At 39.5% G+C, this 12,965-nt stretch carries 13 protein-coding genes; 5 read left to right on the top strand and 8 right to left on the bottom strand.

The annotated features are described in order from the left end of the window. The first annotated feature begins 194 nt into the window (after window positions 1–194). Together RMY64_RS24020 and RMY64_RS24015 are read left to right on the top strand one after the other, a co-directional pair. A complete protein-coding gene (locus tag RMY64_RS24020; RefSeq protein WP_322701314.1) occupies window positions 195–752 on the top strand; it encodes a methylmalonic aciduria and homocystinuria type D protein in 558 nt (185 codons plus the stop codon). Between the two features lie 438 nt (window positions 753–1,190). Continuing rightward, entirely contained in the window at window positions 1,191–2,309 is a 1,119-nt protein-coding gene (locus RMY64_RS24015; RefSeq protein ID WP_322701313.1) for a glycosyltransferase, read from the top strand. A 70-nt stretch (window positions 2,310–2,379) separates the two neighbouring features. Here the strand turns inward: RMY64_RS24015 and RMY64_RS24010 are convergent, their stop codons facing one another. The 4 genes from RMY64_RS24010 to dnaK all read right to left on the bottom strand — a co-directional run bounded on the left by RMY64_RS24010 (window position 2,380) and on the right by dnaK (window position 6,762). Next, complete coding sequence (locus tag RMY64_RS24010; RefSeq protein WP_322668492.1) at window positions 2,380–2,652, bottom strand: DUF3143 domain-containing protein; 273 nt, start codon at window positions 2,650–2,652, stop codon at window positions 2,380–2,382. Between the two features lie 31 nt (window positions 2,653–2,683). After that, the gene (locus RMY64_RS24005; protein WP_322673320.1) at window positions 2,684–3,208 is read right to left on the bottom strand and encodes a J domain-containing protein; all 525 of its coding nucleotides are present in this window, start codon (window positions 3,206–3,208) and stop codon (window positions 2,684–2,686) included. A 340-nt stretch (window positions 3,209–3,548) separates the two neighbouring features. Continuing rightward, window positions 3,549–4,544, bottom strand: coding sequence for a J domain-containing protein (locus RMY64_RS24000; RefSeq protein WP_322673293.1), 996 nt, complete (start codon window positions 4,542–4,544; stop codon window positions 3,549–3,551). 148 nt (window positions 4,545–4,692) lie between these two features. Continuing rightward, entirely contained in the window at window positions 4,693–6,762 is a 2,070-nt protein-coding gene (dnaK, locus tag RMY64_RS23995; RefSeq protein ID WP_322673292.1) for a molecular chaperone DnaK, read from the bottom strand. Between the two features lie 318 nt (window positions 6,763–7,080). Between dnaK and RMY64_RS23990 the strand changes: the two genes are divergently transcribed. After that, the gene (locus tag RMY64_RS23990) at window positions 7,081–7,929 is read left to right on the top strand and encodes a M28 family peptidase (RefSeq protein ID WP_322701312.1); all 849 of its coding nucleotides are present in this window, start codon (window positions 7,081–7,083) and stop codon (window positions 7,927–7,929) included. 86 nt (window positions 7,930–8,015) lie between these two features. Here RMY64_RS23990 and RMY64_RS23985 read toward each other — a convergent pair whose 3' ends face one another. Both RMY64_RS23985 and RMY64_RS23980 read right to left on the bottom strand, forming a co-directional pair. Continuing rightward, on the bottom strand, window positions 8,016–8,930 hold the full coding sequence (locus tag RMY64_RS23985; RefSeq protein ID WP_322701311.1) for a bestrophin family protein: 915 nt from the start codon (window positions 8,928–8,930) through the stop codon (window positions 8,016–8,018). Window positions 8,931–9,378: 448 nt separating this feature from the next. Further along, entirely contained in the window at window positions 9,379–9,786 is a 408-nt protein-coding gene (locus RMY64_RS23980; RefSeq protein ID WP_322701310.1) for a VOC family protein, read from the bottom strand. A 577-nt stretch (window positions 9,787–10,363) separates the two neighbouring features. Between RMY64_RS23980 and RMY64_RS23975 the strand changes: the two genes are divergently transcribed. After that, a complete protein-coding gene (locus RMY64_RS23975; protein WP_322701309.1) occupies window positions 10,364–10,582 on the top strand; it encodes a hypothetical protein in 219 nt (72 codons plus the stop codon). Continuing rightward, window positions 10,572–10,874, top strand: a complete 303-nt coding sequence (locus tag RMY64_RS23970; protein ID WP_322701308.1) for a type II toxin-antitoxin system PemK/MazF family toxin — start codon at window positions 10,572–10,574, stop codon at window positions 10,872–10,874. The genes RMY64_RS23975 and RMY64_RS23970 overlap by 11 nt, the downstream gene beginning before the upstream one ends. 634 nt (window positions 10,875–11,508) lie before the next feature. Here the strand turns inward: RMY64_RS23970 and RMY64_RS23965 are convergent. Then, window positions 11,509–12,330 (bottom strand): SIMPL domain-containing protein, encoded by an 822-nt coding sequence (locus RMY64_RS23965; protein WP_322673287.1) that lies wholly within the window; start codon window positions 12,328–12,330, stop codon window positions 11,509–11,511. A gap of 178 nt (window positions 12,331–12,508) precedes the next feature. Further along, complete coding sequence (locus tag RMY64_RS23960) at window positions 12,509–12,883, bottom strand: hypothetical protein (protein WP_322673286.1); 375 nt, start codon at window positions 12,881–12,883, stop codon at window positions 12,509–12,511. Between the last annotated feature and the right edge of the window lie 82 nt (window positions 12,884–12,965).

Below are 12,965 nucleotides of genomic sequence, written 5' to 3'. Positions count from 1 at the left end.
TACAGCGATCGCAGCAAATTCCATGAGAACAGGTTAATAAAGAATAAAATTCAGATTAAATTTCTCAAATTATTATTAACTGCTTCCAAAAAAAGTAACATATTATAGAAAAGTGATGATTTTTCTTAACTTTTAAGAGGTATCATCTATACCGTAGATTAAATTAAAAAATTTGTATAAGCCGAATCAATTTAGTGAACTATCCCAAAGTTTACACTTCGGAGCAAGTCTGTCCCATTAATTTAGTTGGCGAAACAGGACAAGCGGTTCAAATTTCAATTCATGCTCCCAGCCAATATATCTGTGCCAACTGCGAACGGATATTACCAGATTGGAAACGGCAGCCATTTTTACGAGTAGTGATTGTATTACAACAGTCGCGTTATCAATTAGTCGAAAAGACAGCAGAAGTAGAGTCAGAGAAAGAACGCTTACGAGAAAAGTTTATGAGATTTGGCTGCGATTTAGCATTTAATCTGCGCGATCGCGGCTATTTAACTGACCTGATTGACCCTCGTACAGGCTATCCTTTACTTTCCCATCCCGGAGCAATTCCTCACGACGACACAGCAGTTGTCAAAGCTTTGCTCAACTATCCAGTGATTAAAAATCAATGCCGTGTGTTAGTTCATCCCGATTGGGGTGCAGCAGTTTATCCTAGCATTTTGATATCAGAAGCTCCCCCAATTTTGATCGAATGGGTTACAAAAGGCGTAGCATCCATGCATGGGTGGAAAGAAATTAATTATTAGTCATTGGTCATTTATCATTTGTCATTTGTCATTTGTCATTGGTCATTGGGTATGTAAAGACCTATATCGAATAAACTTTTAGCCTGTAGCGAAGAGAATGGTACTTTAACAGCATCTGCGGGAATTATATAACTATAACTATCGGGAAAAATCCTGTTCCCAACTTTCTGTATATAAGTAGATGGGTGAGGAAATTTATAACTATGGCTGTTGCGATCGCAAAGCGTCTCTCGTTAGGACTGCGCGAAGTGTTTGCGTAGCGTCTTGTAGAGATGCAATCGCAAGGGTTTCAACCTTTTTCTCTCTCGTTAGATAGTTAGATTTATTTGTGCTTACCTACCTTAGAAACCAAGTTGATTCTGAGCAAACTGAAATACTTGTTTTCTAGTTATGCTCAACCACAATTCCTATAAATACAAAATTTCCCATAGCTAATATATGAAAATGTTAATTCAACACCGCCATTATGACAATGAAATTAGTGGAGTTTTAACTTATATTTATTCTATTATTCCTGAGTTGGAAGCCAGATTAATTGAAGTTAAAACTATTTCGACCAGACAAGATAATATCACTAAATGGTTTAGTTATATTGCTTGGGCAGATATAGTACACATGAATTCTAACGATTTATTGTTTACTTTGTTATGTAAAACTTTGCAAAAAAAGATAATTATTAAATACCATTATTCTCTTTATCAATCTACTCATACTAGTTATGAGCAGATGAACTTGACACAACGTTTAAAAGCTGAATTTAAACACACATTGCCAAAAGCTAATTATCCATTAAAGTGGAAATTACACACTTTTATCAAATGGGCACGCCTAAGCACCCGACTTTCTACTGCTTTCTTAGCCGATTATCATACAGCTTGTAGTAACTTTTTAGGAGAATCTTCTGCTTTTCCTTGGTCAGTTGATACTTTATATAATCCGATTGAAATCAAGTCGGAAACCCAGCTTAAAACTTTAGAAAATTTATCTCAACCATATAATTTTATTTTTGTCGGTAGATTAGCTACAGACAAAGGTGTAGATATTTTATTAAAAGCAGTGCAGATTTTACAAGATGAAAATAAAGAATTTAAAATTACTATTATTGGCGATGGCGAACAATCTCAGCAATTAAAACAGCTAACGTCTGATTTAGGGATTGCCAACAAAGTTAATTTTTTAGGTAAAGTTCCTCAAAAAGAAGTGCTTCTAAAAGTTCAAGATGCTTTGGCTTTAATTGCTCCATCTCGTTGGCAAGATCCGGCACCTTACGTAGTGCAAGAAGCCTCTAGCGTTCAAACCTGCTCGATTGTCTCAAAAATGGGAGGATTGTCAGAAGTAGGAGGGCCGCACAGCCTATTTTTTGAAAATGAAGATGCAGAAGAATTAGCCAAATGTATGCGATATTGCCTAGATAATCCAGATGAAGCAATTAATCGGGGTTTTCAGTCCAGCCAATACGTTGCACAAAAGTTTTCAGCAGCGCGTGCTGTTAATAGACTACTGGAAATTTGTAGCCAACTTACTCCTAAAGCATTGGTAACAAAATCTGATACATAATTGCCATTACAGGGTTGCTGTCCTGCAACAGGCTGATTGGAAGCTCTACCAATAGTACATAAGCCCTTCCTTATGGGCCAGAAAACACAGCTTGTTCTACATCATCCCGACTAAGAGAATACTTGAATGAGCGTTGGATATCTTGTCCATTTTCCCCAGATTGAAGATATCGCACTACAATCTGCTCGACATCGAGCCATAATTCAGCTTGCCAATTAGGTCGCTGTACACGCCAGCAATGCCTTTGTGTTTCATCTTGTTGACAGCCTTGGTCTTTTAGCCACTGCTCAATTTGTGGTAGGGGATGATTATATAAAGGAGTATCAGAGGGAAGAAGAGCCATAGGAATTTTTGATTTTGGATTAGGGAATTGTTTAATTTTTAATTATCGGATGGGCAATTAGTTGCGATATATAGCTAATTTGCTGTTGTACAGATGTATTTGGTTGCAGCAAATGGGAATGGATCGCAGCCTCGCCACGAGTTAAGCCAATGGCAACTGCTAATAACAGACAACCTACAAATGTTAACACCAGCATAAATAAAGCAAATATTTCGCCAGATGATAAGGGGCGATCGCTCGCATCGAGGTAAGCTGATTTTGACCAGTCATGAGAATGCGAGACGGGATGATTCAAATCAGGGGGTGGTTGAATCACTCCAAAGCGGGAATAGCCAATTTTCAAATCGTAGCTTAATCGGCGTTCTGGATGGCTCAGGGTCGCGTAAGCTTCGTTGATTTGCTGAAATTTGGGAGTGGCGATCGCAGTCGGCAAGTCTGTAGTATCAGGATGATAGCGTTTGCTCAGTTGCCGATAAGCACGACGAATGTCAATTACCGATGCCCAGGGATGCAGTCCTAGCAGAGAGTAATAAGTTGGTTCGCTGCTTTGTGGCATTGCCCCGTTTTGATTCACATCTGTTTGAGTCACTTTGCTCAAAGATATTTTTTATATTTTAAATCCTTTGTGAATTTCAGAAGACGAATTTAGGGACTTGTATCCTTTTTGTCTTCGTCACTTTCAGCTTTTTTTGCAAAAATTAAAGCACGAGGACAGCAAAATTGGGCTAACAGCGATTCTCTATGAGTCGATTTCGTATTTCTACTCAAGCAGCACAAGATATTGAGGATATCTGGAAATATCTTGCTCCAAATAACTATTTTTCAAGATGACGAAGACTAATTACAAATTAGTCATTGTTCTGGTTAATAGCTTTATTAAGATTGATATCTTATCGCTAACGGATTAAATCAGCACGGGGTTTAAAGGTTTCAATTTGCCGTAACTTTTCGTAAAGCTCCCGTTCTTCTTGACTAATATTTTTCGGTGTAACTATTTGAATTTCTACTAATTGATCGCCACGTTTTCCGTCATCATTAGGATAACCTTTATTACCTAGTCGAAATTTTTGACCAGACCTAACTCCAGGAGGGGTAGTCATTTTCACAGGGCCATCAAGAGTAGGTGCTTCTACCTGTCCTCCTAAAACTGCCTCGCTGGGAGTAACGGGTACTTGGCAGACAATATTTAAACCTTCTAGCTTAAATAATGGATGAGGTTCAACGGTAATTTTTAAGTATAGATCGCCACCACCAACGCCTTGGTTCCGCAAACGGATGGTTTGACCTGTTACCATACCTGGAGGCATATTAACTTCTAGCGATCGCCCATCTTCCAAACGAATGCGTTCATTACCACCTTGATAAGCTTTTTCTAGTGGAAGCGTTAATCTGGCTTCTATATCTCGGCGGGTGGTGCGAGGTGGGGGATTAACTGTGTAGGCAACTTTTGTTCTGGGGGAACGGAATGGATCGCTATTATTGCCATTACTGGAGTTATTTGCTGCACTCTTATTTTTGACACCAATAACTTGATTAATAAAGCTTTCAAAGTCGGAGAATTGGCTGGGATCTACGTCTTGATTGCCGTTGCGATCGCTAGCGCCACTCTGCCAAGTTTTAGCCTTGGGTGTTTGTTTGTTGCCTGCAAAGCCTTTTTGCTTCCAGTAGCGGCTAAACTGATCGTACTGCGATCGCTTGGCTGGATCGGAAAGAACTTCATAAGCCTCGCCAATATCCTTAAATTTTTCCTCAGATTCTTTGTTACCCGGATTCAGATCGGGGTGATATTGCCTTGCTAACCGCCGATAAACCTTTTTAATTTCTTCACCGGAGGCATCTTTAGATACTCCTAAAATTTCATAGTAATCGCGAAAGTTCGGCAAATTTTGCATAGTTCAGTTATTTAAATTTTAGATTTTAGATGAATTAAAAGTGAGGAGTTAGGAGTTAGGAGTTAGGAGTTAGGAGTTAGGAGTTGAAAGATTTAATTTTTAACTCCTGTACAGACGCGATTAATCGCGTCTCTACTCCTAACTTTTTTTATAACCAATCATTGTCTTCTTCATCATCCCAGTTATCTTGGTAGCTGGGGCGGGATTTGCGTGGAGGACGGCTTTCATAAGCGGAAGAACGATTATCGCGGCTATAATCTCTGTCATAGTCTCTGCCATAATCTTTACTGTATGAGTCGCGTTCTCGATATGTATCTCTGGGAAATTCGCGTTCTCGTTCTTTATCACCGCCGGTAAAGATGTCACGGATAGTCCCAAACAAGTCATCGTCTTCATCTTCAGCATAAGTCTGGCGGACTTCCCGATTTAGCTCGTAGAGAGCATCTTGTAAGTCGGCGTAGGCTTGATCGATACCGCGATCGCTATTTTCCTGAAGACTCTCTTTCAGTTGTCGGCAAATATTATCAATTCTTTGGCGGCGGTTGCGGGCAAACTGCATACCAAATTCCAGCGCTACTTCTCTCAGTTGTCGTTCTGCTTGGAAAATCAATGCCTCAGAACGAGTCCGCTTTTCTATTCTTTCTTTACGTTCGCGATCGACATCAGCATATTTTTGAGCGTCTTGAATCATCCGATTCACTTCTGACTCGTTCAAGGTGGAAGCGCCTTGAATGGTGATACTCTGCTCTCGCCCTGTGGTTCTATCTAAGGCTGTTACCTGTAAAATACCATTAGCATCAATATCAAATGACACCTGAACTTGAGGAATTCCTCGTGGTGCTGGTGGGATGCCATAGAGCTTGAACCGTCCTAAAGACTTGTTGCTTGCTGCCATGTCCCGTTCGCCCTGGACTACGTGAATTTCCACAGTATTTTGGTTATTTTCAGACGTGGAAAAAATATCAGAACGACGTACTGGGATAGTGGTGTTGCGTGGGATAAGTTTTTTCATCACGCCGCCGATGGTTTCCAATCCCAAAGAGAGGGGTGTGACATCCAAAAGCAGCACATCTTTGAGTTCGCCTGCAAGAATACCTGCTTGAATTGCTGCACCCACTCCCACGACTTCATCAGGGTTAACGTTTTCGTTCGGTTCTGTACCAATCAAGTCCCGTACAAGCTGCTTTACCATTGGCATTCGTGTAGAACCGCCAACTAACACAACTTCTTCAATGTCTCTAGGTGAAAGTCCGGCATCTTTGAGAGCGCGTTTTACTGGTGTTCGCAATCTTCCCACCAAATCACCACACAAACCTTCAAACTGGGAACGAGTTAAACGAGTTTCGAGATGTTTAGGGCCATCTGCCGTGGCAGTGATGAAGGGTAAATTAATCTCGGTGACACTGACAGCAGAAAGCTCAATTTTGGCTTTTTCCGCCGCTTCCATCAGACGTTGTAAAGCTTGGCGATCGCGTCTTAAGTCTACCTCTTCTGTTTCCAGAAATTGCTCTGCTAACCAATCTACGATTATTTTGTCAAAGTCGTTCCCACCAAGTTGCGTATCTCCACTGGTAGCTTTGACTTCAAAAATCCCATCGCCTACTTCTAAAATCGACACGTCAAAGGTGCCACCACCCAAGTCAAAGACTAAAATAGTTTCCGTGTCACCCCGATCTAATCCATAAGCTAAAGATGCCGCAGTCGGTTCATTGAGAATCCGCAACACTTCTAAACCAGCAATTCTGCCAGCATCGCGGGTTGCCTGCCGTTGAGAATCATTAAAATAGGCGGGTACTGTAATCACTGCCCCTGTGACTGGTTCACCCAAATAGCGACTAGCATCGTCTGCCAATTTCTTCAGCACCATTGCCGAAATTTCTTCTGGGGCGAAATCTTTATTCAGACGAGGACAGGCAATTTTAATATTACCTACTTCGTCTTTGCGGATGGTGTAGGGTACACGCTTGGAATCTGCATTAAGTTCGCCATACTTCCGCCCAATGAAACGTTTAACTGCGAAAAAGGTATTTTGAGGATTGAGGACGGTTTGTCGCCGTGCCATTTGCCCAACCACCCTTTCACCTTCTTTGCTGAAGCCAACTACGGAGGGGGTTGTTCGCATTCCTTCTGCATTGGCAATCACCACCGGCTTGCCACCCTCCATAACGGCGACTACTGAGTTGGTTGTACCCAAGTCGATGCCGACTACCTTGCCCATGCGTTACTCTTCTCCTAAAGTGTCTTATATATTTATTATGATTGGGCGGAACTACCTCTAGCTTTGTGCTACAAGATAAAAACACCTCAATGTATAATACCGATCATTAAGGCAGTAAGCTAAGAAGTGCAGCTAGAGGAGATAGTTGCAAGACTAGGATAGCATTGAGATGGTTGGTGTGCCCAAGCAGCCTCAATTCTTGATATCCCCCTACTTCTGTTTAAGTTATCTGCAAATTGGTAAGTTAAACTTAACAACGCTTGCTCTGCTTTTTTGAGTGCCTAAAAATTCTCATATTATTGCTACTACTTAAAAGATTTGAATTTAACAGAGCGATTACAGACTTCCCTGAGTCAGATAGCGCGAGAACGCGATCCTTACATGGCAACGGCTGGGCATTTTTTTGTCCAAGAATATATCCGCCAGCAATTTTCTCAATGGGGGAGTGTGGAAATCCACACCTTTGAAGTCAGAGGTAAAACTTGTAATAACTTGATATTAAATTTACCATCCCAAGCTAAAGGGCAAAAAAAGGATTTACTACCAATTTTAATTGGCGCTCATTATGATGGCGTTCCAGGAACAGTTGCGGCTGATGATAATGCTACAGGTGTCGCGGTGTTGCTGGAATTAGCGAGAAAATTTGCTGCCGAACCTGTGAGATACCCCTTAAGACTGGTTGCTTTCGATATGGAAGAATACGGCTTACTGGGTAGTGCTGACTATGCAGCCCTGTTGCATCAAGAAAAGCAACAGCTACGCTTAATGATCTCCCTAGAAATGCTGGGCTATAAAGATTCTACACCTGGTTCCCAAAGTTACCCCCCTCCTCTGGAACGCTTCTACCCAGATACAGGTGATTTTATTGCTCTAATTGGCAACTTGCGGACATTGCCTGACTTAATTGGCATGAGCCGTAATATTCGCAAAGCTGGCGTATCTAGTCAATGGCTACCCGTGCCAAATCGAGGTTTAATAGTTCCCCAAACCAGACTTAGCGATCATGCACCTTTTTGGGATTTGGGTTATCCGGCAATGATGGTGACAGATACGGCATTCTTGCGAAATCCACATTATCACAAAGTTAGTGATGCGATCGCTACTTTGGATTTAGATTTTCTGACTCGTGTATGTGAAGGTTTAGAAATTGCGATTCGGCGGTTGTGAAAGCGTGAGTCTTGCATTTTTCACCTCACTTACTTGTTACAAACTGCTATATATTCTTTTTTATTAATCAATATCTTCAACTTTTTTCAATTAGTTATACTATCTTGTTGATGCGATCGCGCATTAGGAGTCAAAGTAATTAAATCGTCTATATTACGCTTCATTGTTTCACAAATTGCATCTAATGGTAAATCATTAGCGTCATAACCAAAGGGATTTTCTATCTCTAAGCCAATGGCTTCGATACCAAACACAGTGAACCCAACCAAAGCAGAAATTAAACCTGTCCACCAACCGAGCTTCTCAACTATTTGAAAAGGTAGCAGAAAACAATATAATATTAGCAATTGCTTCAAATGAAGGGCATAAGCAAGCGGCATAGGTGTTTTTAAAATACGTTCGCAAGCACCTAAATTATCCACAAGATTATTCAATAATTCTTGCATTGATGTTAGCTGGTAGCTATTAAGGCAGTTACGATTATACTGTTCTTGTAAATAATCTCCTATCCAAAAGGCAACCTCTATAGGGGGATTATTCATAATCTTCAGTTTTATATACTTAGTAGATGGCATTAAGTCTTCTAACTCGCTATTTACAGCCTCTCCTCGCAAATGTAATTTAGTTGTTACCGCAAAAGCCGCCAATAAGTTTAATGCTGTAATTTTCTTGTCTTTATCTTCTGGTGAAATTTCATCAACTGATACCCAAATTTGCCGCGCTAGATTTCGGACGTTATTTACTATAGATCCCCAGCATTTTCTCCCTTCCCAAAATCGCTCATAAGCAGTATTTGTCCGAAATACAAGTAACAAACCTAAAACAATACTAGGAATAACACTTCCTAAAATAGGTTGGGATACAGGCTTGTCAAAATGGTAAAGCAAAGAAATTAAAAATCCGAAAGCTCCACACCATAGAATATGTTTGAAAATTGCTTTCGTGACTGAACCTTTAGGTTGTAGTACTGTGCGTAACCATTTGATTTTTTCGGCTATCATGTAGTCACCCTAATAAAATATTTATTGAACCGATACACTCAATATTTATTAGCTTAAAAATAATTATAAAAGTAGCATATTTAATAAAGAAATACTTCCAAAAATATTTTTGCTAAGAAAATATACTGGCGACAATGTATTCTAGCTTTTGCGATCCAATATTAACTCTGGTTAAAATCAGGATTTACACAGAGAGTTTTTTGATCGTCAATTAGATAGACATTATATAAAAGTCAAAAGCGATACATAAGCAGCAATTGTAAATAAATGTAAAAATTTTTCTGTGGCTGCATAAACTCCACATTTCATCCCGATAAATCTATGGAAGAAAAGGTATACTCCTATCGTTAATGTTTATACAACATTAGTCGGTATTATGTACCTTAGTAAATCAAAAAGTTCTAGCCTGTAAAAATCCTGCCCTGTATATTAAACATCTAGACATAACTTATTGGGTTATGTCTTTTTTGTTGTCGTTAGTCTCGAAACGTTGAATTTCAATCAAATAACCATCAGGATCGCGGAAAAAGCAATGGTAAATGTTGTACTTTTCATTTAGTGTCGGTGGCTTTTCAAATTCAACGCCACGTTCTTTGAGATATTCAAACCATTCATCCACCTGCTGTGTTACTAGGGTAAAAATAACACTTGATTGCTTTTCGGTTGGAGGAGCTAACGTTTCGCTTGCTTGACACAATCCTAAGTATCCAGAACCACTAACAGTATAAATTCGGCAGGTTCCTTGGTCAAGCCATAACTCCAAACCTAGCTTTTGTTCGTAGAATTCTGTAGATACATTGAGATTATAGGTAGAAAGGAAGGTAATTTGCTGGTCTATTTGCGGATGAGTAGACATAAAACACATTTGAGTATATACCCTAACGACATCGGGCGATCGCAGATGTAAAAATTGATTGATGTTAGAAACCTGTTACTGCTCCAGAATGCCTTAAGTGCATCTGGAGTTTTTTTTGAAAAAAGCCATAAAAATTTTCCCAATCATCCTGATATGGCAAAACATAGCTGAATAAGGATGCATACTGAATTATCTATATTTAACATGGGCATCACTTATTGATGTACCCCTTCTATCAAACAACTCTCGCAAAACAGCCTCAGCTTATCTGGGGCTGTTTTGCGTTACTTCCAATAGAGAAGGGTGTAATGAGAATCCTCAAACACTTTTATCCGTATTTGAGTGTATACCCTGATGACGTAGGTTTATCTCAAGGTGAAAATTTGGTATAGGTAAATGCGTATCTTTCCTGGCTCCAGATTTGTCACAAACATTTCTGGAGTTTTTCCATTACTGAAGTTTGAAATCAGCAATCTAGTCTAGATTCAAGTGAATATTTGATTTTGAACACGCATATTATAGCTGTGCAGTAAAATAAATATAAATTAGGAATTTTTATAAAAATTACTGAGAAAGTATGGAAATCTCAAATTCTACTCCTCAGAGAGATATACCACAGCTACAAGCTTCGGAAATACTTGTACAAGCAAAGAGTATCAGTCGTCGGGAGTTTATGAAATTGCCATTAGAAGAACGGCGATGCATATTAGCGGCACAGGCTGAGTTAATGTTATTACATTACGAGCAAGATAGAGAAGGGCAGGAATTACAGACAGGAGACTTGATTGATTACTAAATATACATCTCCTAAACGGGGTGATATTTGGCTTGCTAATTTCGATCCGACAGTGGGAGCAGAAATAAAAAAAGTCCGTCCTGCTATAGTAGTAAGTTCTGATGGTGTTGGCAAGCTACCCATTAAGTTGATTGCACCAATCACAGACTGGAAAGAATATTATGCTGGCAATATTTGGCACGTTAAAATTGAACCAGACAGTGCAAATAGTCTAACAAAAACTTCTGCTGTAGATATTTTGCAACTGCGCGGTATGGATATACAAAGATTTATCCGTAAAATTGGAGGATGATCGAGTGAAATTATGGAGGAAACTGCTGCTGCTATTGCTGCTGTAGTTGAGTATTATTAGTGATTTGTATAATTCATTTATTAACGTGCATATTAAAACTATAGGGTGCGTCAACATAATGTAACGCACCTTGAATTACCTTACTATTTTTTGTTTTCTTTCCCGTAGTGATAGGCTCCTAAAGCAGCCCCTATTCCTAATACAGCAGGAGCAGCAACGCCAACAGCAATAGCAGCACCTCCTCCTACAATAAAAGCAGCAGCTCCTCCGGCCAGTCCTCCAGCTATTGATCCTATTTTTCCTGCATCTCTACCATTTTTCCTAGCTTCACGTTCATGTTCAGATAAGTTTTCATCATCTTCTAGAACTTTAGTAAATGCCGTAAAAATTTCCGATAAAGTTAAAGCAAAATATTTAGAGATACAGTTAGAAAAACTAAAATATTATTTAAGCAAATTTTGGGATATATCAAGAGAAAAATATGAAATATTATAGATAAAAGTTTGCAAAGTATGAAGTAAATAAGAAGCGCAATCGCACCTATCCTTCTTGATTCGACTCAGAAAAAAATAGTTAAGCGATCGCACTTTCAATTTTGACTATATAAAAGTGCGATCGCAGTAAATATAAATGTTTATTTCGTTGTATATGTTACAAAAATATCCTTTTTCATTTCAACTTCTGCCGGTGCTTCTGGATCGTAAGCTGGTGATAACAAAAAACTAGCAAACGACGGCAAAGGAACTCCAGTTTTAGAACTACATGAGGGATAAAATAATGTGTAAAATGGCTCGGCGACAGAAGGAGTACCAAGTTTAACTTCCATCGCAGATGCTAAAGCCTGGGCGCGGCTTTGAGCATCTTTCATCGCTGATTGATAAACTGAACTCTGCAAACTCTGGCAATCATTAACTGCGTACTCAACATCCACACTCTTGACAGAAAGGTTTTCAATTTGGCTTGTGGAATTGTTTGCTGTCGCAACAATTTCCTGGACGCGATCGCGCGTTGGTTTTTCTAGTCTCACCAATATCTTGGCGTTATTTTCACTGGAATTAGGATTAATTTGCACTTGAATTTTATCAGCCTTAATGCCTTTAGCAACTAAGCTATCCACTACAGGCTGAAGAGTTGCTTTAGTTAGGGATTTTTTGTTTGGTAAAGGTTCTGCTGCTGTTTTGTAATTAAAAAGTAGAGTTGGTGAGGATATGCGGCGGGTTTCTGGGAAGGATGATGGTTGCGTTTGTAACTCATCATTGCTACCTCCACTACTGAATACCAACTCAATATCCGCTGTATCTGCTGGCACTCTCACTACCCCTTGACCGATTACCATTAATGAATGGCGATCGCTTGCTGGTGGGTAAAACAATTGGGCATTAGTGACTTTAGGTGTTAATGCCCCTACCCCAACAGTCACGGAAATACTTAGCATTAGAGCAGTTATTTTTCTCATATCCTGGGAATATCCTTTGAACTTATGTGATTGTCAAAGTTTACACCTCAATAGGAATATACTTAAAAAAATATTGAGCTAATCTCACAACCTTTAGTCGTGGGATTAACTCAAATATTCAAAATTCACTGCGGACGTTATTGATATCTCAGCAAAGAGCCAAATCTGGTTAGAACTATTAACCAAACCAATGAGAGGGTTCACAAGCTGGTTGAACTGTTTCACAAACACGATGGCTAATCCAATCTGACTTTTCTTGAACGATTAGACAAATGCCTTGGTGAATCAAATTCTGTAAATGTAGTTGCTGCTCTAAAGGTTTACGAGGCAATTTGTAATAAGCCAAGCTTCCTTGTTCAGCCTCCGCTGGAATCTGTTCATTAGACATGACGCTGTAAAAGGAGGGAATGCGGTTGAGGACGAAAGTAATTAGCTCTTGGCGTAAATCAGGAATCGCAAAGGCTTGTTGATATGGATGGGATGGATATGTATTCAAAATACTTTCAATTTCTCCCACTATTGATTGTTGTGTTAAATTGACTACCGTTTTCATGGTTTTTAAACTCCTTTTTTAATCAAGTCAATGCTTGGTGGAGAGAATAACTTTTTTAGATGGCAAAGTCGTGATGACAATC

This window comes from Nostoc sp. DedQUE08 (assembly GCF_034530895.1).
Taxonomy (GTDB): domain Bacteria; phylum Cyanobacteriota; class Cyanobacteriia; order Cyanobacteriales; family Nostocaceae; genus Nostoc.
This window is presented reverse-complemented; position numbering and strand designations above follow the sequence as displayed.